Annotated in this window: 15 protein-coding genes and 2 pseudogenes; 10 read left to right on the plus strand and 7 right to left on the minus strand. The window is 67.6% G+C overall.

Annotated elements, in window-relative coordinates:
* Positions 1 to 37: 37 nt before the first annotated feature.
* Both ACFVYR_RS20835 and ACFVYR_RS20840 read left to right on the plus strand, forming a co-directional pair.
* Positions 38 to 4,636 (plus strand): DUF6531 domain-containing protein, encoded by a 4,599-nt coding sequence (locus tag ACFVYR_RS20835; RefSeq protein ID WP_384251099.1) that lies wholly within the window; start codon positions 38 to 40, stop codon positions 4,634 to 4,636.
* A gap of 30 nt (positions 4,637 to 4,666) precedes the next feature.
* Entirely contained in the window at positions 4,667 to 5,206 is a 540-nt protein-coding gene (locus ACFVYR_RS20840; protein ID WP_384251101.1) for an SMI1/KNR4 family protein, read from the plus strand.
* Between the two features lie 167 nt (positions 5,207 to 5,373).
* On the opposite strand, the gene ACFVYR_RS20845 is transcribed toward ACFVYR_RS20840, so the two are convergent.
* Entirely contained in the window at positions 5,374 to 5,808 is a 435-nt protein-coding gene (locus tag ACFVYR_RS20845; protein ID WP_384251103.1) for a hypothetical protein, read from the minus strand.
* A 161-nt stretch (positions 5,809 to 5,969) separates the two neighbouring features.
* On the opposite strand from ACFVYR_RS20845, the gene ACFVYR_RS20850 reads away from it, so the two are divergent.
* Together ACFVYR_RS20850 and ACFVYR_RS20855 are read left to right on the plus strand one after the other, a co-directional pair.
* Positions 5,970 to 6,641 (plus strand): HNH endonuclease family protein, encoded by a 672-nt coding sequence (locus tag ACFVYR_RS20850; protein ID WP_384251106.1) that lies wholly within the window; start codon positions 5,970 to 5,972, stop codon positions 6,639 to 6,641.
* Positions 6,642 to 7,180: 539 nt separating this feature from the next.
* A pseudogene (locus ACFVYR_RS20855) lies at positions 7,181 to 8,464 on the plus strand (RHS repeat-associated core domain-containing protein); the annotation flags it as partial.
* A gap of 3 nt (positions 8,465 to 8,467) precedes the next feature.
* Here the strand turns inward: ACFVYR_RS20855 and ACFVYR_RS20860 are convergent.
* Positions 8,468 to 8,662: a hypothetical protein gene (locus ACFVYR_RS20860; RefSeq protein WP_389612232.1), complete on the minus strand. Its 195-nt coding sequence runs from the start codon at positions 8,660 to 8,662 to the stop codon at positions 8,468 to 8,470.
* Between the two features lie 73 nt (positions 8,663 to 8,735).
* Here ACFVYR_RS20860 and ACFVYR_RS20865 point away from each other — a divergent pair.
* Positions 8,736 to 9,312: pseudogene (locus ACFVYR_RS20865) on the plus strand (helix-turn-helix domain-containing protein); the annotation flags it as partial.
* A 143-nt stretch (positions 9,313 to 9,455) separates the two neighbouring features.
* Here the strand turns inward: ACFVYR_RS20865 and ACFVYR_RS20870 are convergent.
* Positions 9,456 to 11,678 (minus strand): trypsin-like serine protease, encoded by a 2,223-nt coding sequence (locus ACFVYR_RS20870; protein WP_384251108.1) that lies wholly within the window; start codon positions 11,676 to 11,678, stop codon positions 9,456 to 9,458.
* 27 nt (positions 11,679 to 11,705) lie between these two features.
* Positions 11,706 to 12,134: a hypothetical protein gene (locus ACFVYR_RS20875; RefSeq protein ID WP_384251111.1), complete on the minus strand. Its 429-nt coding sequence runs from the start codon at positions 12,132 to 12,134 to the stop codon at positions 11,706 to 11,708.
* A 958-nt stretch (positions 12,135 to 13,092) separates the two neighbouring features.
* Here ACFVYR_RS20875 and ACFVYR_RS20880 point away from each other — a divergent pair.
* The 4 genes from ACFVYR_RS20880 (at position 13,093) to ACFVYR_RS20895 (ending at position 20,451) form a co-directional block, all read left to right on the plus strand.
* Entirely contained in the window at positions 13,093 to 16,467 is a 3,375-nt protein-coding gene (locus tag ACFVYR_RS20880) for an ALF repeat-containing protein (RefSeq protein ID WP_384251113.1), read from the plus strand.
* Between the two features lie 442 nt (positions 16,468 to 16,909).
* Positions 16,910 to 18,172: a hypothetical protein gene (locus ACFVYR_RS20885; RefSeq protein ID WP_384251116.1), complete on the plus strand. Its 1,263-nt coding sequence runs from the start codon at positions 16,910 to 16,912 to the stop codon at positions 18,170 to 18,172.
* A 111-nt stretch (positions 18,173 to 18,283) separates the two neighbouring features.
* Positions 18,284 to 18,925: a DUF6461 domain-containing protein gene (locus tag ACFVYR_RS20890; RefSeq protein WP_384251119.1), complete on the plus strand. Its 642-nt coding sequence runs from the start codon at positions 18,284 to 18,286 to the stop codon at positions 18,923 to 18,925.
* A 434-nt stretch (positions 18,926 to 19,359) separates the two neighbouring features.
* Positions 19,360 to 20,451 carry a hypothetical protein gene (locus tag ACFVYR_RS20895; RefSeq protein ID WP_384251121.1) on the plus strand — a complete coding sequence of 364 codons (1,092 nt, stop codon included), beginning with the start codon at positions 19,360 to 19,362 and terminating at the stop codon, positions 20,449 to 20,451.
* A gap of 1,072 nt (positions 20,452 to 21,523) precedes the next feature.
* On the opposite strand, the gene ACFVYR_RS20900 is transcribed toward ACFVYR_RS20895, so the two are convergent.
* The gene (locus ACFVYR_RS20900) at positions 21,524 to 21,799 is read right to left on the minus strand and encodes a helix-turn-helix domain-containing protein (protein ID WP_384251256.1); all 276 of its coding nucleotides are present in this window, start codon (positions 21,797 to 21,799) and stop codon (positions 21,524 to 21,526) included.
* Positions 21,800 to 21,962: 163 nt separating this feature from the next.
* Here ACFVYR_RS20900 and ACFVYR_RS20905 point away from each other — a divergent pair, with 163 nt between their 5' ends.
* Positions 21,963 to 23,372 carry an IS701 family transposase gene (locus tag ACFVYR_RS20905; protein WP_384251124.1) on the plus strand — a complete coding sequence of 470 codons (1,410 nt, stop codon included), beginning with the start codon at positions 21,963 to 21,965 and terminating at the stop codon, positions 23,370 to 23,372.
* 40 nt (positions 23,373 to 23,412) lie between these two features.
* Here ACFVYR_RS20905 and ACFVYR_RS20910 read toward each other — a convergent pair whose 3' ends face one another.
* Both ACFVYR_RS20910 and ACFVYR_RS20915 read right to left on the minus strand, forming a co-directional pair.
* Positions 23,413 to 23,976, minus strand: coding sequence for a hypothetical protein (locus ACFVYR_RS20910; protein ID WP_384251127.1), 564 nt, complete (start codon positions 23,974 to 23,976; stop codon positions 23,413 to 23,415).
* Entirely contained in the window at positions 23,976 to 26,165 is a 2,190-nt protein-coding gene (locus tag ACFVYR_RS20915; RefSeq protein ID WP_384251130.1) for a DnaB-like helicase C-terminal domain-containing protein, read from the minus strand. Before ACFVYR_RS20915 ends, ACFVYR_RS20910 begins: the two co-directional genes overlap by 1 nt.
* Between the last annotated feature and the right edge of the window lie 118 nt (positions 26,166 to 26,283).

Genomic DNA, 26,283 nt, shown 5'->3' on the forward strand with positions numbered 1-26,283 from the left:
CGTCAAGGGCCGCCGATCCAACCGGGGGATTTGAATCGTGTCGCACCGTCCGTCGGACTGGCATGTCCTGGATCTGGAGAAGGATCCGACGCCGGGTGATCCGCACCGGGTGCGTGCGCTGGCGAAGAGCTTGCATGACTTCGCCGACGATGTGAGTCGTGTCCTGCGGGACATCAAGGGGATGGCGGGCGAGGACGCGATCTTGCAGTGGGCGGGCAAGACCGCGGACGCGTTCACGGAGAAGTTCGAGGACGCCCCGGACAAGCTGAAGAAGCTCAAGAAGTCCTACGAGATGGCGGGCGACGCCCTGTCGGCGTACTGGCCGGAACTAGAGCGCGCCCAGACCCTGGCCGACAAGGCGCTGGTCAAGGGCCGCGAGGCCCAGGCCGATCTGAGCAGCGCCAAGTCCCGCCTCTCCTCGGCCGACTCCTGGGTGGAGAAGGCGGGCAAGGAGGCCGACAAGTACAAGGACGGCGGCTCCAAGGGCAAGGACGTGCCCAAGCCCGACGAGGACAAGGTGCGCGCCGCCACCCGCAACGCCGCCTCCGCCGAGAAGGCGCAGAAGTCCGCGCAGGGCGACGTGGATTCCGCCAAGAGCGCGCTGGACGCGGCGAAGAAGATGGCCGAGGACGCCCGCAAGATGCGGGAGGAGGCGGCCGGGACCGCGAAGCGGAAGATCGACGAGGCCTCCGACGCCGGTATCCAGAACCGCAAGTGGTGGGAGGAGATCGGTGACTGGGTCACCGACAACTGGGACAGCATCGTCGCGGTGTGCAAGGTCGTCGTCGCGGTGGTCGGGATCATTGCGATGATCATCGGTGGTCCGATCCTCGCCGCGATCGTCATCGTCGCGGGGGCGATCGTTCTGGCGGACACCCTCAGTAAATACGCGAAAGGCCAAGCAGGCCTGTTGGATGTCGCGTTCGCCGCCATGGACTGCATCCCCGGCATGAAGGGCATCACCACTGCCGCCAAACTCGGCAAGGGGTTGAAGGGGCTCAAGGGCTTCAAGTCGGCCCGTACCGCGCTGAAGGACGGTGCGAAGGGCGCATACAACCGGGCCAAGAGCAGGATCAAGGGCTGTGGTGACCCGGTTGATGTGGCCACCGGCCAGATGTACATGACCCAGATCGACGTCAGCCTGCCGGGCACCTTCCCACTGGCCTTCACCCGCCGGGTCGCCTCGGGCTACCGCAGCGGCGGCTGGTTCGGCCCGAGCTGGACCTCCACGATCGACCAGCGCCTCGAAGTCGACGATGACGGCGTCGTGTTCGTCACCGAGGATGGCATGCTGCTGGCCTATCCCCACCCTCAGGGCCCGGACACACCGGTGCTACCCGAGGCCGGGCCGCGCTGGCCGCTGGAGCGCCTAGAGGACGGCGCCTACCGCATAACCGACCCTCTAACCTGTCACCGTCGCCGCTTCGCCGCCCCCGCCGACGACGTGGCACTCCTGACGCAGATATCCGACCGCAACCACAACACCATCGACTTCATCTACGACGCCGAAGGCACACCGCAGGCGATCTGCCACAGCGGCGGATACCACCTGAGCCTCACTGTCGAGGACGAACGGATCACCAAGCTCAGCCTGGAGGCCGGCGCCGACACCGTGATCAAGCGGTATGGCTACACCGGCGGCAACCTCACCGCCGTCACCAACTCCTCCGGCTTGCCGCTGCGGTTGACCTACGACGAACAACTGCGCATCACGTCCTGGCTGGACACCAACCACAGCCGCTACGACTACCGTTACGACGACCAGGACCGCTGCATCGCTCAGGGCGGTGAGGCGGGCCATCTCGCCAACACCTTCACCTATGACGGCACCGATCCCGCCTGGCCCGGTTGCCGCATCACCGACGTCACCACGCCAGCCGGCTCCACCTTCCGCTACGTCGTCAACGACGCCTGCCTGGTCGTCGCGGAGATCGACCCGCTGGGCGCCAGCGTCGTCACGGAATACGACGCCCACCAGCACGTGATCGCTTCAACGGACCAGCTCGGGCGTACCACCAGACTCCAAAACAACGATCTCGGCCTGCCGGACACGGTGATCCGCCCTGACGGCGGCACCACCCGCTTCACCTATAACGACCTGAACCTCACCACGGCCGTGGAGCTGCCCGACGCCACCGTGTGGCAGTACACCTACGACGAGGTGGGAAACTGCACCGCCCTTACCGACCCCAACGGCGCGACGACGCGCTACGCCATCGGGCCGCGCGGCGAGGTCACCGCCGTCACCAACCCGCTCGGCGAGCAGGTGGAGGCAGTCTGCAACCAGGCCGGACTGCCGGTGACCGTCACCGACGCCTTCGGCACGGTGAGCCACCACCAGTACGACGCCTTCGGACGGGTGGTGGCAGTCACCGGCCCTACCGGCGGGGAGACCCGGCTGACATGGTCGGTCGAGGGCCAGCTCCTGTCCCGCACCAGCCCCGACGGTGCGACGGAGTCGTGGTCGTTCGACGGCGAGGGCAACTGCATCTTGTACACCGATCCGCTCGGCGCGACGCTCCGCTCCGAATACGGCCACTTCGATCGGCTGACGGCCCAGACCGGCCCGGACGGCACACGTCACACATTCAGCTACGACGCCGAGCTGAGGCTGACCGCTGTCACCAACCCGCAGGGCTTGATCTGGGCCTACCGCTACGACCCGGCCGGACAGCTCGTCGGGGAGACCGACTTCGACGGCCACACCAAGTCCTACGAGTACGACCCGGCCGGACAGCTCACCCGGAACACCAACGCCGCCGGGCAGGCCATCACCTACCGTTACGACTCCATCGGCCAGATGGTCGAGAAGGACATCGACGGCCAGGTCATCGCCTTCGAGAACGACCTGTGCGGCCGCCTGGTCCGGGCCACCAGCCCCGATGCCACCCTGCACTTCCAGCACGACGCCGTAGGCCGTCTCGTTGCCGAGACCATCGACGGCCGCACGCTCGCCACCTCCTGCGACGCCGCCGGCCGCCGCACCCACCGCACCACCCCCGTCGGCGTCACCACCGCCTATGCCTACGACAGGGTCGGCAACTACGAAGCCCTCACCGTGGCGGGGCGCGCCTTCTCCCTCCAGCACGATGCAGCGGGCCGGGAAATCCAGCGCAGCCTGGGCGACCGCTTCACTCTCGCCTTCGCCTGGGACGGGCACAACCACCTGGCCGGCCAGACCCTCACCGTGCCCGGCACCGCCCGCCCGCACATCCAGCGCACCTTCACCTACCGCGACGACGGACACCTGACCGCCGTCACCGACCAGGACACCGGCCGCCGCACCTTCACCCTCGACCAAGCCGGACGCGTCACCGCCGTCAATGCCGCCAATTGGAGCGAGACCTACGCCTACGACGACGCAGGCAACCAGACCTACGCCACGTGGCCCGACCACCACCCCGCAAACCAGTCCCGCGGCCCGCGCACCTACACCGGCACCCGCCTGACAAGTGCTGGCGACACCCGCTACGAATACGACGCGGCGGGACGCGCCATCCAACGGCGTAAACGACGCCTGTCCCGCAAGCCGGACGTCTGGCGCTACACGTGGGATGCCGAGGACCGGCTCACCTCCGTCACCACCCCCGACGGCACCCAGTGGCGGTACGTGTACGACCCGCTCGGCCGGCGTATCGCCAAACAACGGCTCACCGCCGACGGAAGCATCGCCGAGGAGACCCGCTTCACCTGGGACGGCAGCACGCTCACCGAGCAGTCGACCCACCTCGCCGGTTCCGCCGAACTGATCACCCTCACCTGGGACCACGACGGACTGGCACCCCTGTCGCAAACAGAGACGAAATCCCTCGCCCAGGCACCCCAGCAGGTCATCGACCAGCGGTTCTACGCCATCGTCACCGACCAGATCGGCACCCCCACCGAACTCATCGACGAAAACGGCCAGATCGCCTGGCGCGCCCGCACCACACTGTGGGGCACTACCGCCTGGAACCAGAACGCCACGGCCTATACCCCGCTCCGTTTCCCGGGCCAGTACTACGACCCCGAAACCGGCCTGCACCACAACTACTTCCGCCACTACGACCCGGAAACGGGCCGCTACCTCACGCTGGACCCTCTGGGCATCGATCCCGCGCCGAACCCGGCCGCCTACGTCGACAACCCGCACACCCAAGCCGACCCCCTCGGTCTCTCCCCTTGCGATGAAGCCGACGTCACCTGGGGCGGCCGCGTCCAGTACGGCGCACCCGGGCCGGGCGGTCGCGCCACCGGCATGCGCGCCCGCCTCGAGTCCGACATGACGGGTGGGACGACGAACCCCCCGGACAAGGTCCCCGGCTACGAGAAATACAAGAAGCTCAACAAGACCCACCTGCTCGGCGCCCAGATCGGCGGCTCCAACAAGGACCTGCGCAATTTCGTGACCATGCACCGGAACGCCAACTCGCCGGTCATGAAGAAAGTCGAAGACCAGCTCAGAACCGCAGTGGACGCGGGTGAGACCATCGACTACAAGGTCACGCCCGTCTACCGGACCAACGACCCCAGCGACGTCGTCCCCGTGGCACTCACTTTGGAGGCGCACGGCAACCGCGGCTTCTCCTTCACCCCCTACGAAGGCGGCAGCAGCACCAACAGCGTCACTATCTTGAATGTCCCCAAGCCCAAATAAGCACCCCTCAGGGAAAGGAAGCCGACCCCGATGCACCCCGCCGTGGAACGCCTTGCCGCTCTCGTTCCTCCCCCCGGCCCCCGCCGCTCACGAGACTGGGCTGCCGCCGAGCAGCGGCTCGGCACCGCCCTGCCGCAGGATTACAAGGAACTCGTTGAGACCTACGGAGGCGGGGTCTTCGACGAGACCATCTGGCTCCTGGACCCCGCTTGCCCGGACGAGGACTACAACCTCATCGACCAGGCCACGGAGCGGGCAGAAGTCCTGACCAACTTGTGGGAGACCGAAGCCAAGCCGGCACAACTGCAGGACGGCAGCCAGGCTCAGGTCCTGCCCTGGGCCTACATCGAGGGAAGCGGCGCCTACCTGTACTGGCTGCGACGGCCGGAGCAGAAGCCCGATGAGTGGGAAGTCATGTTCAACGAGGGCCGGGGACCGGAATGGGAATACCACCCCCACCAGTGCGCACCCTTCCTCCTGTCCGTTCTGACCGGAGAGGCGGACACGGTGTACTTCCCCGACTTCCCCCCTGCTGAGCATCAGTTCGACTCCAATGACGACATCCTCTAAAACCCCGGGGCCGCTCTGCCTCCCAGTAGCCGCAGTAAGGGTTGTCTGCTGGGCTCATCGAGTGATGTCCGGCTGCCGGCTTCACGGTGAGTCTGCTGGCCAGAGCGATGGGTCCACAGGCGGTGACCGCCGCAAAGCCGCAAAGCGGCAGCGTTGCGCGAGCGCGCTCAGGTCTGTTCCGGCAGCTGCCAGCACGTTTCGCCTGCTTCGGGGTCACGGCGCCAGGACGCCAGGGTGCGGATACGGGCGAGCTGGTCGAGGAGGTCCGTGCGAGGCCCGGGAGCGGTTGCGCACAACCAGGTGAGGTCGTCGGCGCAGGCGCGGCCGAGACTGGCCTCGGTATGGACCGCAAGGATCAGGGCGGCCAGCTGTACGGACGGCGGGGCCTCGCGAGGAACTGTCAGGGGGACGGGGTGCAAGGCCCAGTGAGCGGCCCGCGCCCGTTCCTCCCGGCCGGGCGCCTGGGCAAGCACCGCGGCGTCCGTCTCGTACCAGCTGCGGCACTGCACCTGATACTCCTCACCGGCAAGGCCCGCGAGCATCGCTCGTGCTTCCTCGGCGGAACGTTCCAGATCGATCAGCTCATCGGAGATGTCTGCCACGGACACGGATCCTAGGCCGGGCTGCTCGCTTTCCTGTTCGACGTGCTGGTCGTGTCTGACATCGTGCTGGCACGATCCGCCGGTACGACCTTTGCGCTCGCCCGGGTGACGCTCCATCCGAACCGCCCTCGTCGGCCGGCGGATCCCGGTATCACCGGACCGTGATCACCACCTGCATGCGCGCGGCTTTGGCCGCAGCCTTCCTCGCCCTGCCCCTCGCCACAGCGTCCCCGGCCTCCGCCGCCGACGCAGATCTGGTCGCGCTCCCGATGACGCTGAAGCAGGCGATCGCCGCTCTGCCGATGGCCGCGGAGTCTCGGGAGGGGTACCAGCGCTCCCGGTTCCGGCACTGGACCGACGAGGACCGCGACGGGTGCGACACCCGCGAAGAGGTCCTCATCGCCGAGTCCCGTACCGCCCCGACCATCGGAGCGGGCTGCAAGGTCATCGCCGGGGAGTGGTTCTCGTTCTACGACAGCGAAACCGTCACCCAGCCCCGCGGTCTGGACATCGACCACATGGTGCCGCTCGCCGAGGCCTGGGACTCCGGCGCCAGCACCTGGAGCGCCAGGCGTCGCCAGGCCTACGCCAACGACCTCGGTGACGAGCGGTCCCTGGTGGCCGTTAGCGCGCGCAGCAACCGCTCGAAAGCCGACCAGGACCCGTCTGAGTGGCAGCTGCCCCTCGCCGACGCCCGCTGTACGTACACCGCCGGCTGGCTAGCGACCAAGCTCCGCTGGAACCTGTCCGTGGACAAGCCCGAGCGACATGCGTTGCAGGAACTGGCGGCCGGATGCGGGCAGGAAACGGTGGAGTACGAGCCCGCTGACTGACCATCCCAAGACCTGCGTGTGCTGGCGGCAGGCACGGCGCCTCGTGGAGCGGACCACAACTATCCGGTCACCTTGTGGATGTTCCTGTGTGCGGATAGTGCAACGGCGGCACGAACTGAACGATGTCTGCGGCCTTAACTCATATTTGCACCGCTGACGGGAGGGGCTAGTTCCGTCCCGTGTAGTACGGGTGTTCGGGGGAAGCTCGCGTGATCTGTGCGGACCCTGTGGCAACTTGTGGGCGCCTCGTGACCGCTGGGGTCTGCGAGAAGTGTCTTCCTGTGGGGGGAAGCCTTGAATCAACGCACCAGTGGTGCGCGTATTTCGCGTGCCCGAAAGAGAGCCCGACTCGCCACGGCAGCTGCCTTGGCCACCACTGCCCTGACGGTGTCCCTCCTGCCGGCCGCCGGCGCCTCCGCGGCCGACGACCCAGGTTCGGCCTCGGGCAAGGACGCTCCGACCTTCACGATGCCCGCGGTGAAGGTCGGAGCGAACAAACCGGTCGCGCCCCAGGCCGAGCGCACACCGTCGGAGGAGGTGGCGGCCTCACCACGTACAAGTACAACAACAACGACATCCGCACCCAGACCTCCTACCCCGGCGGCACCGTGCAGAGTGTCGACGTCGACAAGTCCAGCCGCCCCGAGAAGATCAAGGCGACCTCCGGCGGCAGCACCCTGGTCGACCTGACCTATACCTACGGTTACGGCACCGCCGCCAAGACCGACGGCGACAAGATCCGCACGCGGACCGACGCGGTGACCGGCATGAAGACCAGCTACGCCTATGACGGCGCCGGCCGCTTCTCCTACGCCGAGGAGAAGAAGGGCTCGACCCTCAACTCCTCCTGGCAGTACTGCTACGACCTCGCAGGCAACCTCACCAGCCAGGGCACCGCCGAAGGCTGCCCGCGCGGCACCACCTACACCATCAACGACGCCCAGCAGATCACCGCGAAGAACGACTCGACCACGAACTGGTCCTACGACGCGGAAGGCCACGAAACGGCCGGCGCGTCCATATCCGAGGGCACCCGCACCGGGGAGAAGTGGTCGGATCACAGCCAGCTCACCTCACTGACCGTCGGCGGCAAGACGTACGAGGGCCGCTACGGCTCGACCGACCAGAGCGAGCGCATCAAACTCGGCGACACCTCCTTCCACAACGGACCGCTGGGCCTGTCGGCGACCTCAACGGCCAGTGTGGACACGGGATTCAACCGCGAGCCCGGGGGCACGTTGAACTCCATGACGCGGGACGGGAAGACGTACTTCTACCTCACCGACGCGCTCGGCTCGGTCGTCGCGGTCACCGACGAGTCCGGCGAGAAGGTCAACTCTTACTCCTACAGCCCGCGGGGCGTCACCCGCTCGGTGAGTTCCGAGAAGACTCCTCAGCCCTACCGTTTCGCCGGCGGCTACCAGGACCCGACCGGCCTCTACCATTACGCGGCCCGCTACTACGACCCCAACATCGGCCGCTTCACCCAGCGTGACCCCTCCGGCCAGGAGCAGAACCCCTACCTCTACGCCGAAGGCGACCCTGTCAACCGGATCGATCCGACCGGGTTGTTCAGTTGGTCGGATGTCGGTTCTTCGATTGGCGGTGCTGTTGCAGGCCTTGCTGCCGGAGCAGCTGTGGGGGCGGCCTGCGTAGGAACCGCTGGTGCTGGCTGTGTCGCTGCCGGTGTGGTCACGGGAGCGCTGTGGGGTGGGGCCGGGGCCGGTCTCGGAGCCAAATTGGGCGGCGGTGATGACGAGGACGCAAAGAATGCGGTACTCGGTAGCGTCATCGGTGGTCTCATCGGCGGGGCGAAGGTGTAAGCCCTACAACAACCTGTGGAGACAAGCTCCATGACGGAAAAGCATAAGAACGGGATCGGGTGGGGGTTCGTCCTTGCGGCCACTCTCTTGGGGGTCTTGCTGGGCGTGCTCTTCAGCTTGTTGTTCGGCTTCATCGGAGCGCCTTGGCAGGCAGCGCTTGTTCTTGGCGGCATCGGCCTCTTCGTTGGTGTCGTTCAACCATGGCTCAATGCAACGGCGAGACGTGCCATGCGGGACCAATAGGTTCTCTGCCCATGGCAGGCTGATCCTCATGTCCCACCGTCATGCCCGGCTGACCCTTCACGGCAGGCGGCTGCTCGTCGAACGTGTCCGCTCCGGGCGTCCCGTCGCGCACGTCGCCACGGAGATGGGCATCTCCCGTCCCACGGCCCACAAGTGGATCCGGCGCTGGCACCACGAGGGGCGAAAACGGACTCATCGACCGCTCCAGCTGGCCCCGCACGACACCACACCGAACCACCGCCACCATCGAAGCCCGTGTCTGCCGGCTGCGGCAGGAACGCAAGCTCGGTCCCGCCCGCATCGGCCCGACCCTCGGCCTGCCCCCATCGACCGTGCACCGCATCCTGACCCGCCACGGCCTGAACCGGCTGGCCTTCCTGGACCGGCCCACCGGCCAGGTCATCTGCCGCTACGAGCGCGAACGGCCGGGCGAGCTGATCCACATCGACGTCAAGAAACTCGGCCGGATCCCCGACGGCGGCGGCCACAAGGTGCTGGGCCGCCAGGCAGGCCGCGCCACCCGCAACAATGTGGGCTTCGACTACGTCCACTCAGCCGTCGACGACCACAGCCGCCTGGCCTACAGCGAGATCCACCCCGACGACCTTGAAGTACGCACCTGGCGCCCGCGTTGACCAAGTGCCCGCAGCGTTCGCCGTGAGCAGGCACGTATGTCGTTCCGAACGGCCGGTTCCCGGCTCGGAGTTATACCGAGCCGGGAATCGGGTGCTGCCGTGGTGGGGATGGGTTATTGGACGCTGATGCCGAAGCGGAAGCCCTCGTTGGGGATGCCGTCCTTGCCCGGCTGGAACACGGTGGTCGGCTCCTTCGGGCCGCTGGTCAGGGTGGTCCAGGGCAGGGAGTAGACCGCGCCCTTGGCGGCCGGACCGAACGGGGTGCCGATGTAGAGGCTGGTCGGCGTGGCCGTGAGCGTCGTGCCGAGGTACTGGTTGGTCTTCTTGGGGCCGGGGATGCCGTTGCTGCCGATCTCGATCCAGCGGTCGCCGTCGCCGGGCTTGCCGATGGCCGAGTAGGTCTGCACGGCGCCGGTGTTGCTGATGCCTTCGAGGTCCTCGCCGGGTGAGCCGACGGCCAGGACCAGGTCGAAGCGGCCCGGGATCTTGCTGGGGGCGCGGTTGGCGATGGCGACGCGCTCGCCGAAGTGGTCGTAGGTCTCGGCACCGCCCGCGGTGTCGGCCTCGTTCTGGTTGACCGTGTTCATCTGCGAGACGGAGGCCAACTGGCTCCCGCTGCCGTCGGCGGCGAGGCCCAGGATGTGAGTGTGTCCCGCTTCCTTCTTCTCCGCGCCGCCACCTGGGGGCATGATGCCCTCGCCCGGAGAGCCGACGGCGAGAGCGGAGGACGTGGCCGTCCTCTCACCCTCGCCCCGGTACGCGGTCATGGACAGGGAGTAGCCGAACTTATCGCCCGCCTCGGCGCCGCCGGAGACATAGCTCTTGTCCTGGTTGATGCTTGCCGTGTACGTGGGCTTGGTCCCGGGCTTGGCCGGGTGGCGCAGCACGCTCACATTGCCGGCGTCGGCCTTCGTGCCGATGGACTCGCCGGGGGCGCCGATGGCGATGTAGTTGGCGTCCGACGCGACTGACCAGCCGTGCTGGTCGCCGGCCTCGACGGCGCCCGCGGCCCCGCCGTTGCCCTGTGTGATGCCGAAGCTGGTGTCGCCGGTGATGTATACGGACGAACCGGCGTCCTTGGCCGCGCCGATGGACTCGCCGGGGGTACCGGCGAAGATGAACGGGTTGCCGGTGTGGGTGATCCCGGCCGTGACCGAGTAGCCGAGCATGTCCCCGGCTTCGGCGACGGAGCTCTTCAGGGCGCCGGTGCCCGCGCCCTGCTCGAAGTTGGTCGACACCCGGCCTTTGCCGAGGCCGGTGGGCGAGCCGTAGATCACGGACACCATCCCGGAGTCCGCCTGGCCCTTGAGGTCCTCGTAAGGAATGCCGACGACCAGATCGGTGTAGCCGTCCTTGTCGTAGTCGACGGTGGCCAGGGCGTGCCCGAACCGGTCGTTCGCCTCGGCCCCACCGGGCACGAAGGACAGGCTCTGGTCGATCTGAACGCTGCCCTTGCCGCCGCCGTACACGACGCTTACGGAACCGGCCTGCTTGATGCCGCTGACAGTGTTGTACGGGTCGCCGATGGCCACGTCCTCTACGCCGTCACCGTTGAAGTCGACGAAGCCGGCCTGGCCGGTCTGCTCGCCGACCCAGACGGCCAGGTCGTCGGTGCGGGATGCGATCGCCTTGGTGGACTTCTGGTCGGGGACGATACCGAAACAGCCCGCCTGATCGGAACGGGAGGCGACGGCGGCGATCTGCGGACGGTCCTCGCTGCCCACGGCCAGGGGCGCGCCGGCGTCGCCCGCGCAGATCGCGTTACCTGCTGTGCCGGTCAGCTCCACATTGGTGGCCTCGGGGGCGGCCGCGGTGAACGTGCCGTGGTGCACGTCCAGCGGCGACCAGTCGGTCTTGGTGCGGCCGTAGCCGGTGGTAGTCAGGCTCTGGCCCGCCTCTGCCGGGGCGGATGCGAGGGCCGCGGGGGTGACGTTGGTGACTGGCGCGGACAGCTTGGCCAGGACGACATCGCGATCGCTGCGGGGTACCAGCTGGACGACCTCGCGTTCGGACCCGGCCTTGCTGGTCAGGTCGGTGCGCCCGATGACGGCCTTGGTGGGCGACTGGGGGGCGCCTTCGGGGACGTCGATGGAGGCGGCGGGGTGCTGGGCGAAGCAGGACTTGGCGGTCAGCAGCCACTGCGGGGCGACGAGGGCACCGGTGCAGGCGCGGTCACCGCCCCCGATGTCCAGGCGCGCGGTGTAGGCGCGCAGGTTGTTGGGCTCTTTGCCGCCGGTGACGGGGTGGGCGGGCCCAGCGGCGGCGAGGGGAGTGGCGACGACGGCTGCCGCGATCAGGGCGGCAAGCCCGTTACGCCGGCGGGGAGTTGACTTCATGGGGTGTGCGTTCTCCGGCGAGCAGGGTTACTTGGAGGTGCGGATCTCGACGAGCATGTGTTCACGGCCGTCCGGGTCTGCGGTTTCGCCCACCGGGGTGAAGGTGTTCTTCGTGATGTCGAGGTTCTTCTCCCGGCCGCCCACGGTCATCGTCACGTCGGTGTCGTAGCTGTTGCCCTTGATGCCGAACACGGCAGGGATCTCCAGGCTCAGATGGCCGGTGTTGCCTATGACGCGGAAGCAGACCTTGTCCTTGCTGCGCGCCCAGATCTCCAGCAGGCCCTCCTGGCTGCCGCACTCGGCCAGCATGATGTGTCCATCGCCGCGCTTGAGCAGGATGCCCTTCTCCTGCTGAATTCTGTCCGCCTGCGGGTAGTTGAAGTCCTCCACCGCGTACCCGGGTGTCACCTCGGCGACGGAGGTTGCTGCGTTGGTCGACTCAGCCGGACCGGACACGGACCACGCTATGGCTGCGGCCGCAGCGACGCCTCCCGCCATAAGGGTGCGAGTGATGAGTTTCATGCGTTTCCTCTGCGTAGGTTAGATGCCACCCGCACTCGCCGTGTCACCCACAAAATAGGGCGCCACGTCATGGCGATAGGCGTTTCGAACAGCCTCAGTGGCACATGCACTTAGCCAGCCCGGCCCCATCGGGCGAATCAACTACAGGCAAAGTGCGAGCAAAGAAGAGCTGCTGGCCGATACTGCCCAGCCGCGTTCGGTGCGGCAGCGATGTGCGCTCCCCGCCCCGCCGCTAGTGCGTGACCTGCACATTCAAATCCACAGCATGATCACATGTCCAGAAGGGCATATCGGACTTATGTGATCTGAAGTGGGCATTACGCCTGGGTGAAGTGACGCAGATGGCGCCTGTTGTGTCGATTCGCACAACAGGGTCACTCAGGAGCTGAAATGCCTGTTTCGGGGGTTGGTCACGAAAGCGTCACGAATCCGTTGCGGCGCGTCGCTCGATATTTATTGAACGACCTTGCTGAATCGCAGGTGGCGGGCCTGTAATTGGGAAACGGGGCCTCTTTGGAGGCGAATTGAGACCCCGGCTTTACTTCACCGGAATCGCTGTGTGAAGATCCTTTGGGCGGCGCGATAGGCCTCGGGCAGGGACGGGCTCAGACGGAAACGCCACGGCCAACAGCCGATTCTGTCGTTCCAGGCGCAGACTGCCGAGACCCCCTAGAGGAAGAGGAGCGGCGGCCTTCTGTCTGTCAGGTTCGTGTCTGTGCAGAACTTCTGAGGGGATGGCACCGTCAGCCCGGGGGCAATGAGGTGGAGTTGACTCGTAGCAGGCCGTACTGCTTCACCGCCGACTGCGCTCTCAACGCGGCGCCTTCCCAGCTCCCGCATCAGCTATGCAGAGGGGCTGTCGCGTCAGTGATCACCGACCTGCCATATCGGCATGCATGACGAGGACAACATTCAGATGCAGACAACGTTTTGGAGCAGGCGCCACGTCCTTGGTGTCCTCGGCGCTGCCACCGCCATGGCAGCTTCGCCTCTGGCATTCACACCGCTGGCCCGTGCCGCCGAAGGCGAAGTGCCCGACCCGCTTGCGCTTCCGGACACCGAGCGCGCGAGAGCGGTCAAAGCATGGATCACGGGCGGCAGGGCCACCCGGGCCGCCGCAGCCGAGGTGCTGACCGGCAGTGACGCCGACATCCGGTCCTTCCTCACCGAGCAGCTGCCAAAGACGACCATCGAGGACAACCGCGTTGCCATCCTGACCTACCTGGCCAATGCCGGTAAGGGGATGCGCAGGGATGCCACAGCTGCCCTCGATCGCGGCGATTCGGCGATCGCTGCGTTCATCAAGGACGGTTTCAAGCGAGCTGTCAGGGAAGACCTTCAGGTGGCCACCGCAACCATCATCAACAACGGTGGCAAGGCGGTGAAGCGGGCAGGCGCTGCCGCCATGGACGCCGGTACCCAGCAGGCTCTCGAAGACTTCCTCACCAAGGGGCAGTTCACCGCTGACTTCGAGGACATGCGGGTGGAGATCACCAAGATGATGGTCGACGCCGGTCCTGAAGTGACAAAGTACGCGGATCGCGCGCTCAGTGGCACAGATGAAGACGTGTTGTGGTTCCTCAATACCGGGCAGCACATCGCCCGGGCCCGTGACCAGGAGAAGGCGACGATCGAGGAACTCGTCACGGTGGTGGAACGGGAAGGAAAGCGGGCGCGGGCCAAGACCGACCTGGCGGTCGAAGCCTCGGAGCGCGCTCAGACCGCCGCCCAGAAGGCGAAGGAGGCAGCCGAGAAGGCTGCGGCGGAAGCCAGGAAGGCCGAGAAGGACGTCGCGAAGTCCGGCGCGGCGGCGCGCAAGGCGGCCAACGCCGCCAGTGGCGCGGCGGACGCTGCCCGGACAGCCATCCGGGCATCCAACGCTGCCGTGGAAGCCTCCCGCCGCGCGTCCTGGGCTGCCACCGCCGCATCCCAGGCAGCCGCCACCGCCGGTTCCGCGGCTTCCCGCGCCTACAACGCAGCGATCGCCGCCTCGAAGGACGCCTCCCGGACCAATGCCGCGAAGAACGCGGCCCTCGCGGCGCGGAACGCGGCCGGCCGGGCGCGATCGGCGGCCAAGGCCGCCGATCAGGCCGCTAATGCTTCCGCGCAAGCCGCCAGCGCCGGCTTCGCGGCGGCCTCCGCTGCCCGCAACGCCGCTGCCGCCGCCAATGCATCCGCGCAGGCCGCGTCCGCCGCGGGCAGCGCCCAAAAGGAGGCAGCAGAGGCCAAGCGTCAGGCGGCCATCGCCTCGGCAGCGGCAAGCCAGGCCACCAACGCGGCGTCGGCGGCGCAGTCACTGGCCAACACGGCTGCATCTGCAGCACGTACCGCCCGCGATGCCGCCAACTCCGCTGCGGACCATGCGGACAAGGCGGCAGACGCCGCCGAGGAGGCCGTGAAGCACGCGGGGAAGGCCATCGACTACGCGAACAAGTCCAAGGCCTACGCAGCCGCAGCCATCAAGGCAGCCAACACCGCCACCAAGGCCGTTGAGAAAGCCCTCACCGTAGAACAGAAGGCCCGCGAGGCCGAGATGGCGAGCCTGGAGGAAGACCGCAAGCAAGGACTGCAGGAGGCCAGGGAACTCGCCCGTATTGAAGCGGAAGAGCTCGCAGCCACCCAGAACAAGCGCGCTCAGGCGGAGCAGACCAGCCAGGCCATCAAGGATCTGATCACCAAAGCCGAGCAGGCGCTGGCCGCCGACGACCTGGCCCTGGCCGCCACACTCGGCCGGAAGGCCGCCGTCGGCCTCCTGGACTCCAGGGGAGTATGGACCCGCGAAGCCGCCCAGTTTGCTCTGTCGGGAACAGACAGCGATGTCCACAGCTGGATAGACCTGGACCGGGCTCTTGCCGAAGGCCAGGACAACCGGGAGACCATCTTCTACATCGCCCAAGTATCCGACCCGGTCGTGGCGGATGCGGCAGCCAAGGCCCTCGGCAGCGACAGTTCCCAAGCCGAAGGGGACTTCATCACCTCGGGCGTGATCACGTCGAGAGCGGAAGAACACCGCGTCCAGATCTTCCGCATCCTCAACAGCAAGCCGGGCAAGGCCATCACGGCCGCAGCCAATGCCGCACTTACGGCTGACACCCCCCAGGCACTCCAGAGGTTCTTCGACCACGACCTCGCCGAGGCGGTACAGGAGGACGACGCGGTGACCACAGCAACGGTCATCGCCTCCGGAGGCGCGTACGCCAAGGCGTACGCGGACGTTGCCATGGAGGGCCCGACGTGGATGCGACGGCGGTTCGTCGACATCGTGCAGTACCAGGCCGCCCAACTCGACCTCGAATCCGCCGGCCACGCGGCGGCCATCCGGGCAGCAATCGCGGCCGCCGCGAAGATCGCCCATCAGGCGCAGAAGGACGCAGCACTAGCCTCCAAGGCAGCAGCGGACGCGTGGGATGCCGCAGCCGAGGCAGCAAAATGGTCCGACAAGGCGATCGCCTCAGCGCGCAAGGCCGACGACTCTGCCAAGGAAGCCAACAAGCACGCCAATACCGCGGACAAGTCGGCTTCCGACGCCCAGGCATCCGCGAACAAGGCCACCAAGGCAGCGGCCACAGCCCGTGGCGCATCGCGCGCGGCGAACTATTCAGCGAACAAGGCCCTCGACTCGGCCCGCAGTGCCAGCAACTCCTCCTACCGCGCCCGTGCATCAGCCGCGAGCGCGCGACAGTCCGAGATCCGGGCCGGCCAGGACGAACGGGCAGCGGCAGCCGCCGCCACTGACGCCCGACGGATCGTCATCGAGAAGCGAAGCGCGGAAATAGCAGAGGCCGCACGGGAAGCGGCGAAGAAGGCCGACGAGGACAAGAAGAACAAACGCAACCCTGCCGATTCCCCCAAGCACGACCAAGTGAACCCCAACGGGACCGGGGCCGGGAAAGAAAAGTGGTGGGAAGACGCAGGGTGGTGGGCTGACGCGTTCAACAACGTCAGCGCCGCCACCGGACTGGTCGCGGCAGGCCTCGGAGCGATCAGCCTTGCCTTCCCCCCGGCTGCCCCGGTCACCGGCCCGATCGCATTGACGCTCGGCGGCATCTCTGCCGTTTCCGCTGGTCTCGGAGCCATCTTCACCGGGGTCGAACACGGCTTCGGCAGCAGCGAGTTCGTCCACGGCGCAGGCGACGCAGCGTTGGGACTGCTGACCCGAGGAGCGGGCACAGGGCTGAGGATCGTGAAGAAGACACCCAAGGCAATCAAGAAGGTCACAGAGTTCGCCGGAGACGTCGCCTCCCCGATCATCAGAGCCCTGTCCTAGCCACAGCAACTGACACGACCACACCGGAAACCGCCTGGGTCCGCGGATCACAGCCTCGATCCCACCCGACGGCGGGAAACAGCCGCGACCGGCCCCCAGCTGCACTGCCACAGGCTGGCTGCCCGCATCGTGCCCAACGGCCGCGGGCAATCAGCCCGGTGATGCCGACGCCACGTAGTACGACAACAAGCCCTGCAGCCAGCCCTCTTTCCGGCCCGTCGCTCGATGCCGTTCATGTGGACCACTGTCCCGCAGCCCAGCGCCCGAGCGCTGCCTCAGTGGCCTTACGTTTCCCTTCCACCCACACCAGAGAGAAGAAATGACCTCACCACGCAGGTGGGCGTTGCCCGCCCTCCTCCTTACCGTGGTCCTCACCGGGACCAGCACCGCCGGCGCCGCTGGTAGTCAGACCGCACAGGCCCGTGCGTCTGTCACTGGGGCTGTGAGCGAGACCGCAGATTCGGCCCACCCCGCCGCTCCCTCAGCGATCTTGCAAAGTGCCGCCTTCACTGCCGAGGACTCCTGCTCCCGGCTCCCCGCCGGCGCCCGCGCGCAGGTGCCCAACGCTGTCACCGCGTGCGTGAGTGTGGACGGTACGCCCGGCAAGGCGAGCACGACAGCCCCCAAGCAGGCCGCTGCTGCCGCCCCCTCTGCCGACGAAGCGGCCGGTTCCGGCACCGACCCGGAGTTCGAGCCGGAAGGCGACGACCCCGAGCCGCCTCCGCCCTCGTGCGTGCTGACCAATCCGGGGCAGTGGAGTTGGAGTCGCACCGGCGGCATGTGCCTGAACGGTGCCGAGGTCACCTACACGCTTTACAATAAGTCCGGCAAGGCCGTGGGCACTGGTCTCATCGAGGTCGACTCCACACTCGCCACCTCGTACAAGTCGCTGGACCTCAACGAGACGATCACCGCCAGGCTGGTCCGGGTCACCGGCGATGTGAAGAGTCTTGTGGTGAAAATGCAGGTCAGCTGCGGCGCCGGGTGTACGACTAAGACGAAGCAGCCGTGGTTCGGCAGCACCCCCATGACGCCCGGTGGGGTGAAGACCGGAAAGACCAAGTACAGCGGTGACGCCTTCGCGGCGAACACCACCCGTTCTTCGTTCCAGACCAGCTACAAGATGTACGTGATGATGCCCGGTGCGACCCCGGTCGACCCCAGCGCCTCCTGGTCCAGCCCTGCGAACAGCAAGGTCCGCTGCGACAAGGAGCAGCCCCGGCTGCGTGGCTGCGTCATACCGACCGATGACCTCCCGGTGCTGACCTACTCTCGGTCGCACCCGAAGCACGGAATCGTCGTGCCCATCTACGAAGAGATCATGAGACGCCGGGGAACCGACATCCTCCACGCGGTGAATCAGGATAAGGCGAAGACCAACCGTGACGCGACGTGTAAGCCGTTCACCAGCCTGTACCCAGGGCAGAAGAACGCGGACACCTGTGATGAGTTCCCGATGGCCAGCACGAAGGAGGGCGGTCAGAATGGCGACCTGTGCGCCGAGCTGACCCCTCAAATTGCTGCGAACGGTGTGTGGTCCGCCCCAGCGACCTGGCCCGATCGCCCGACCTCCCGCAAGGAGACCTGCCTGCGGCTCCACGTCACCGGGCGCGTCAACTACTCCGCAGGCGGAGTTCTAGGATCCCTGCGCAAGTTCCAGCGCCTCGTGGATGGCGACCCCTTCCGCATCGAGTTCACCGCCTGAGTCAGGCATCACGAGCCGTGCTCCCGCCGTGTCACGTGCACGGTGGGGCCCCGGAGGCCTGGGGGTCGACCAGTGGTACCGGAAATGAACAAGGATCTACGGGAGCAGAACATGGAAGCAGGAACGGACGTGCGTTCGCTCCGCTGGGCAGTGGCCTGGATGTGCGTCACCTTCACCCGCGGCCTCGATCCCGAGGAAGTGTTTACCCGTTACGGGGCCGAACCGGCCCAGGCCCGCCTGCTCGACTGGGACACGGCCTCGGACCTGGTTCCGGGCGACTCCGGCGACGGGATGGTCTCGCTGCTGCGGGCCGGAAGGCTCGGAGACTGGGCCTTCTGCGTCGAGGAAGAAGGTGGCATCGGCTTCGAGGAAGAAACACTCGCGGAGTTGTCCCGGGGCACCGAGACGTACAGCGTGGCGACTACCGAGGGAATCGACGTCTTCCAGTACTGGCGCAACGGCGAATGCGTCGAGTACTTCGAGCCCGGCATGGAACACACCCGGCCTGAACAAACCAGCCCCTGGTGGGATCGGATGCAAGAGACGCTCGCCGCACACGAAGGCGAGGACGCCGGGATGGCTCCAGCGGTCGCCCTCGTACTCGGCCACCTCGGCATCACCCTGGACGACGCCGTCCTCGCCGGGCCCTGGCCCAGCCTGACACTCGCCGAGGACGATGCACCGTCGGCACCGTCGGGCCATGCCTGGACAAACGAGGGCCCGATTCCGCCCGGGACCCTCGAGATCTTGTAGAACACCACGTCGTTGCGAGACGAAGGTCTGATCAGGCCGATCGTAGGTTGTGGAATCTGGCCTTCGTACGGGGACGCGGTGCCGGTGCGATGTACCGCAGCGAGCACGTGATGTGCACTCTCGCTCACGGCTGCGTCACCGGCCGGGGCGGCCTGTCTGGGCGCACCACGGCGGGAGTGTCATGCTGGCCGCTTGTGCCGACGATGGCCAGCGGCCTGGCGGGCCCTGGACCAGCGTGAACCGTTGGAGGGCCCGGTAGTCCACCGGCCTATGATCGAGGCCGCGAAAACAACCTTGACCTGGGCGGCGCGTCGACTGGCTCGGTTGAATCGCAGTTCCGTGCCGGTCGAAACTCGGTGCTGGACGGTTGGCTCCATAGACGACGACTGGCCCCGGGGAGGGGCCGGAAGCATGCGAATCGGGGGGATTCCCGCGTGGGTAAGGGCGGGTCGGTATCGGACGAGGAGTGGGCGCGGTTTTTGCGGGAGGCGGGAGCCGGGCCCGAGGGAGCGCCCCGGGAGCCGTCGGCACGGGCGCGGATGGTCGCGCGGCGTCTGCGGGAGGAGCCCGGCCGGCCGGAGGGGTGGCGGACGTATGAGTCGGACCAGCGGCGGCGCGGCAAGGGCCGGTACGCGGCTGGCCTGGTCGTGGTGGCCGCCGTGCTGGTCGGGGTCGTAGCCGTGGCCCCGGAGCGGGTGGCGGGGTGGTTCGGCAGCGGCCAGCAGGAGGCGCCACTGGCCGCGGAGTCGGAGCGGCCGGAGCAGCCGCCGGCTGATATGGCGGCGCAGGCGCCCACGCTGCAGGAACCGTTCCGCGGGTCGCCGGCGGCCCGGTGGGGCGAGGGGGCGGACGGTATTCACGTCCCCGCAGCGCGGGCGACGGGCCGGATGAGCCAGGCGCAGGTCGCGCAAGCCCTCCAGAAGTCCCGAGACTTCCTTGCCGCCTCCAGCCTGGATCCTGGGGTCCTGCGCGGTGAGTATCCCGGGCGGGCCATTGCGCTGGTCAACCCGGATCAGCAGGACGTCCAGAGCTATCTGGCGGCGGCGTTCAGCAAGCCCAGCAAGGAGAACGATCCGCTGCTGCTGTTCAGCCGTTTCGAGAAGGAGAAGGTGCGGCTGGTCGGCGACGTGGTCAAGACGCGGGGCCGGATGACGTTTAGCGAGGGCGAGCGCGGGGCGGTCAAGGTCAGCACCGATGTCACCTACGTCTACCCGGTGGTACGCGCCGATGGAGGGCGCGACGAGGTCGCGCGCACCATCGTGCGCCGCGAGATCGTGATGAGTTGGGATGACCCGGCGAAGGTGCGTATCAAGCCCGGGACGTTCTCGCTGGCGTCCTACAAAGTCGATGCCACCAACGGTGGTTGTGACGAGTACACCGGCGGCCACTTCATCCCGGCGTTCGGCGCCGAGGGCGAGAGCGCGGGCTCTGGTCCCGCGGTCGATCCCTACGATCGCAGCACGACGATGGACGAGCGCATGCGGGAGGCCGAAAACGCGGGCTGCGGGAGTGCCACACGATCGTGAACGCCCAAACGGCGTCAGCCGCAAGCGGCTTGTCGGGGCGCAAAGGCACCCCGAGATAGCTGGTTGGTTCAGGGCAACTCCATCCAGTTCTCTTGACTGAATGTCCGTTCCTCGACTTTCGCTGTCCTCGCGGAGGGTGAGTGAGCCGGCTGGCGGGGTGAGTTTGATCGACTTCAGTATGTTTGGGCGCGGATGAGAGAAGCATCGGCGATTTCTGTACTGCCTTATGAAGGGGCGTCGCACGGCTGCGGCGGGCTGGTCGACGAGGGCGGCTTCGGCGGTGAGCAATTCCACCCGGCTTCGCCCACCTGTGGGTTGAGGTCGATCCCCACGCGTCGGGCAGCCGCACCGACTCACCCGGCCGCGACGTCATCCAACGCCCCGACCACACCGAAGAACGCTCCTGCGACTCCGCCACCACCCGGCGGCTTCGCCCCCCGGGTGGACGCCGCAGGCGGCGACGTCACCGCCGCGATCCACCAGTGGCTTGTGGAGAGCGGCCGCATCCACGCCAATGCTCACATCACCCACCTCGCAGGTGCCTGACAGCGGGGGCACCAGGGCGATGGCGGTGTGTTGTGGGGAGTCCGGCAGCCGTCCCCGGGCTCCCCACAACACACCGCCGCTCAGGCGATAATGGTGTGGAAGAAGAGGACCGCGGCGGCGAAAGCGGTCCCGCCTGCCAGGACCCCGCTGGCGACGCTCTCTCCTGCCAGAACGGTCAGGATGCCCGCGCCGAGTCCGGCAAGGACTCAAGCTACGCCTCGCTGGCTGGCTTCATCCGGTGACGGCGAGTCTGCCAACCCGTCGCCGGTGAAAGCAGTGTGCAGACCAGATAACTGTCCTGCTGCACCTGACACAAAGGCGAAGGTCCCCGGTATCACGCCACACGGGACTGTGGGCGCCCAGTCGCACCAGCTGTGGCAAGGCGCGTCAGCTGGCGCGGCGGATGCCTCAGCCTAGCGGGCTTCGGGCCCAGTCGTTGCCGACGTTGTCCCGGTGCCTGGGGTTGCGGGCACGAACCCTTGCCCGGTCAGGTAGTTGACCATCCTGCTGAGCGTGTCCGGGTTGTTCAGCGCTGGTCTTCCCAGCCGTGCACGGCCGGCCCCCGGGCCAATTCCTGCTCCAGTTCGGCGAATCGGTCATCGGTCAGCTTGGGCAGCTTCGGCGGGCCCGCGGAGGCCAGGGCAGCAGTCCCGTCCTGGCACCAGGCCCGCCGCCACCGCTCCACCGACCGCACATTCACCCGCAGCTCCTTCGCGATCACCACGTTCTTCTCACCCCGCTCGAACCGCTCGTCGGCCTCGAACCGAATCTGTTCACGAAAGTGCTGCCGTTCGGCGGTCAGCCCGCCGCCCTACCGCAGGGATCATCACCCGTCACCCACCACGACAACACTTCGAACAGGTCAGTAGCGGTAGTTCGTTAAATCCGGTGGTCGTTGGGTTGACGGCGGTGCAGGTTGGCCGTAGGCCGGTAACAGGTGTCAACTGCTCTGCTGGGAGCCGAAGATGACTGCTCGCCGCCCGTGTCCGCCTGCGCCGGGGCCGTTGGAGGAGTACGCGGCCCGGTTCGACGACCTCTTCTTCAGCCTGGCTCAGCGGCGGGGTTTTCGCGAGTACCTGACCGGGCTGCTGGCGCCGCGGGAGCGGAACAAGACGATCACGTGCCTGGCCGGGGCTGAGCCGGTGGCCGGCGCGGGGATGCCGGGAGTGCAGCGGCTGCAGTTCTTCCTGTCCGAGTCGCCCTGGGAGGCCGAGCAGATCAACGACCGGCGGCTCAAGCTGCTGCGCGAGCAAGCGGCGACGGCTCCGCACGAGGGCGGGGTCATCGTGATCGACGACTCCGGGGACCGAAAGGACGGCACGGCCACCGCCAACGTGGGCCGGCAGTGGCTGGGACGGCTGGGCAAGACCGACAACGGCATCGTCACGGTGACCACGGTGTGGACCGACGGCCGCGTGTACTACCCGCTGCACGCACAGCCGTACACGCCCGCACATCACTTCACTCGCGGCCGGTCCGATCCGGCCTTCCGCACGAAACCGCAGATCTCCGCCGCTCTCACGGTCCGGGGCAAGGAGGCGGGCTTCGGCTGCCGGGCGGTGGTCGCCGACTGCGCCTACTCGGTCAGCGACGACTGGCATCGCGTACTACGCGAGGCTGGCCTGCCCTACGTCGTGGCGCTCAAGCCGCACCGCGGCACCTGGGCCCGGGCCGGCCAGCCGCACACCCCCATCGACGCCGCACACACTTTGACCTGGAAGAATGCCGACCATCCCGGCGACTGGACACCGGTGGAGCGCCATTTCCGCGACGGACACACCCAGACCTGGTGGGCCGCTGATGCCCGACTGGGCGGATACGGCCCCCACGCACCCTGCCGGCTGGTCGTGGCCACCACCGATCCGGCCACCCTGCCGGAGAAGGCCACCTGGTACCTGGCCACCAACCTGCCCCATCCCGACGCGGCCTGCGCCGGCACCAGCCCGCACCCGCCGGCCGGCCTCGCCGAGACCGTCCGCCTATACGGCCTGCGGCCCTGGATCGAGCAGAGCTACAAGCAGATCAAGGACGAACTCGGCTGGGCCGACTTCCAAGTCCGCTCCGACCGCGCCATCCGCCGCCACCAGACCCTCGTCAACTGCGCGTTCTCCTTCTGCTGGGACCAGTGGTTCGCCCCACCCGGCCCGGTTGATGCCACCGCGCCGGACCCGTGTCCCAGCCAGGGGCCAGAGAGGGGGCCCAACCGGGCCCCACCAGCACCAACAGCCCTGCTGGCCCAGGGCCTTACGGGCGATCCGTTCCTGGCTCACCCCCGCGATCACCCTCAACCAATGGTGGCGAGCCTGGACGGACAAGGACCCGCCCTCCGAGCTCCAGGCCCTGATCGACGCGGTCACCACCGGACACGGCATTGACCTCTACCGCCGGATTTAACGAACTACCGGTAGGACAGACTCAGCTGATGGTGTACCAGGTGCCGGAGAACTCCCATCCGTCGGTGCCTTCGCCGATGTCGTCGCAGATGACGAAGTCGATGAAGTCATCTTCGAAGGAGCCGTCGTCGAGTTCTCCGCCCTGCCACTTCGACTCGATCGAGGCCCAGTGCCCGTTGCGGCCGTCGATGCGCAGTGGTGCGGTGCCTCGAGCGCCACGCTCGCGTTCATCGGCGCCGGTTTTCACGAGGCCCCGGATCTCGAACTGGTGGTCCTTGAAGTTCTGCGGGATGGGGCCGGCGGGGGTGGTGGCGGCGGCTTCGTAGGCCTGGTGGATGGTCTCGCGATAGGTGCGGCGCACGGTGTACTCGTCGTCGGCCAGCCACTTCATGAGGGTGGCGTGGGTGACACCGAGCCCGGCCCGCTCGAGTTCTGCGTAACCGCGATGGGTTTCGGTGAGGTGGACGAGCTGGGCGTGCCAGCCCTTGGCCCGGTAGGACTTGAGCCGATTTTTGGGCTGCGCACCGAAGCCGGCGAGGAGGCTGTTGAGGGCTGCGCCCAGGGTGTTCCCTTCGCCGTGGGGCATCAGTCCTCACCTCCTTGCTCGACTTTGACTTTGACCTCGCCGAACCCGGTTCCCACCTTGTACTTGCCGGGAGCGATGCCGTCCGGAGTCCAGAACACGGCCTCGTCGACGTTGCGCAGGGCGATCAGTGTGTGGCCGTCCTGGACGGCACCCCAGGCCATGACCCAGTGGCGTACGGAGGCCTCGGCGACCATGCTCATGCGCCAGTCCGGGCGCCAGAACGGGGAGTTCACGCTCTCGCCCTTGGGCCACAGCAGGCGTAGAGCGATCGACAGGCGCCGCTTGTACTCGATGTACGCCTCTCCCGTACCGATCAGTTCGGCACGGGCCGTCTTCGCGGCCTGGTAGAACGGCTTGAGGAGTGAGTTGTTGGCCCGCCCGGTCCAGGAGTCGTAAATGCGCAGCGGCTCGGTGAGGTGACCTTGCCTGATCAGCTTCTCCAGGATCTCCATGTGCGGCGTGGTCACCCAGATCCGGCCCTGAGCGTCCGGCCGCATGGCCAGACGTCCCAGAGGGTGCGGCATGTGGGCGTGCTTCCAGACCGGTACATCAATCTGGAAGGTCCCTGCCTGGTCCTTGGCACGCTGCTCCAGGGGACCGGTCTGCTTGAGTTTGTTCGGTGCCAAGGTGACGGCTGAGCAGGCGGAGGGGTAGGAGCCGTTACGGTCGATGGTGCAGAGCTGTCCGGGGCCGAACTGGTCGGGCACGATGAGCTGATGGCGCTTGCCGCCTCGGGTGCGCACGCTGTCCACGTCAGGATGGACCCAGCGGGGCTCGCCGTCCATGACCTCGTTGATGAGAGCCCAAGGCGCCTCGTCCCGCTCGTCTTTGCTGATGACTGCGATCGGGTGCATCTTTGACCGGCCGATGGCCTCCTTGAGGATCCGGAGGGCGGGGAAGGGCGCATTTCCTGGTTCGTCGTCCTCGTCACCGGGCTGGAGTTCCGGTGCGCCTTGACCTTCTTGGTCTTCGGGCTCGGGAGCGCCCAGGCCGGCATCGTCGACCGCGGTTGCAGCATCGGAGCTTTCTGCGCGTGGGCCCGGCCCGGCGCCGAGGGGGGTGTCGTCGTGCTGGGTCGAGGGCTGGCGTTCCGTCGAGTGCTGCTGCAGGGCGGTAGTGAACGTGTCCAGGGCAGCGCGCAGGCGCTGGGCCGCGGGGTGGCTGGGCAGGTCCAGCGGAGCGTCGCGGGCCAGAGCAGCAGTATGGCGACGCAGACCGGGCAGGGCCTTCTCATCGGCATTGAGGACGCCGTCGCGGTGATCGGAGAGGATCTGCACGGCGCGGGAGGCAAGGCCCTTGAGGGCTCCGGAGGTGAAGGGCAGAGCCGCGTCAGCCAGTTCGTGTTCCGCCACAGCAAGAGCGGACTCGGCGGGAGCAAGAGCGGACAGCGCAGAGGGCGGGGGTGCGTCGGTGAAACGTGCGTGGTTCAGGTCGGGCTGGAGGAGGAGAGTGGTCTGGCCCAGGTCGCGTTCGGTGACCGTCACCGTGGCGGTGTCGGCACCTGCGGGGAGGGCCAGGGTGAGAGTCACATCGGCGTCCAGAGCACGCACCACGTGTGTCTCGTCGGTGTTGAGGACGGCCAGGACCGGCACCGACAGCTGGCGGGCCAGGTGCATCAACGTGCGAACCGCGGGCGGAACCCGGGGCCCTGACAGCGGCAGGTGCGGGTCGGGACTGTGGTGCAGCCGGTCCACGACGATCAGGGCCAAGTCATCGACGTAGGGAGCGGATTCGGCGATCGCCTCGGCGGTCAGATCGGCGCCGTCGTCGACGAGTAGAGGGGCCTGGACCAGGCGGGCACCGGCCTGCTCGGCTGCCTCGCGCTCGGCTGAGGTGAGGGCCCCGGCCCGCAGCTTGCGGTGGTCGGTTCCTGACTCGGCCGCGATGATCCAACGGGCCACATCATCCGCGGTCAGGCCCGCGGCCGCGTACAGCACTCGGCGTCCTTCGCCCAGCGCGCTGCGGCGCGCGGCAGCGAGGGCAAGCAGGCTGCCGCCCGCCCCGGGCGCCGCAGCCACCAAAGTGAGGCGGCCCGGCTGCAGGCCGCCGGTGGCAGCATCCAGCTCGGTGAGGCCGAAACTGAGGCCGGGCCCGGCGGGAGCCAGGACGCCACTGACCCGGTCCGCCAAGGACGCCAGTTTCCGCGCAGGGCGGGCCTGCGGTGCGGGGGAGGTTTCGCCGTCCACCATGTCCTCCTTCTAGGGTCGTGTCGCGGCGGGGGCAGGCCGTGCGGCCGAAAAGTTGGTGCGCCATGGGGCAGGCGACGGGCCCGCCCTGCGGATATGAACCGATACCACAGGGCACTGC

Source organism: Streptomyces sp. NPDC058284, from assembly GCF_042881135.1.
Taxonomy (GTDB): domain Bacteria; phylum Actinomycetota; class Actinomycetes; order Streptomycetales; family Streptomycetaceae; genus Streptomyces.

Excerpts from the sequence above, each read along its gene's own strand:
- ACFVYR_RS20840 (WP_384251101.1), top strand. The coding sequence starts at position 4,667 with ATGCACCCCGCCGTGGAACGCCTTGCCGCTCTCGTTCCTCCCCCCGGC.
- ACFVYR_RS20880 (WP_384251113.1), top strand. The coding sequence starts at position 13,093 with ATGCATGACGAGGACAACATTCAGATGCAGACAACGTTTTGGAGCAGG.
- ACFVYR_RS20905 (WP_384251124.1), top strand. The coding sequence starts at position 21,963 with ATGACTGCTCGCCGCCCGTGTCCGCCTGCGCCGGGGCCGTTGGAGGAG.
- ACFVYR_RS20910 (WP_384251127.1), bottom strand. The coding sequence starts at position 23,976 with ATGCCCCACGGCGAAGGGAACACCCTGGGCGCAGCCCTCAACAGCCTC.
- ACFVYR_RS20870 (WP_384251108.1), bottom strand. The coding sequence starts at position 11,678 with ATGAAGTCAACTCCCCGCCGGCGTAACGGGCTTGCCGCCCTGATCGCG.
- ACFVYR_RS20890 (WP_384251119.1), top strand. The coding sequence starts at position 18,284 with ATGGAAGCAGGAACGGACGTGCGTTCGCTCCGCTGGGCAGTGGCCTGG.
- ACFVYR_RS20915 (WP_384251130.1), bottom strand. The coding sequence starts at position 26,165 with ATGGTGGACGGCGAAACCTCCCCCGCACCGCAGGCCCGCCCTGCGCGG.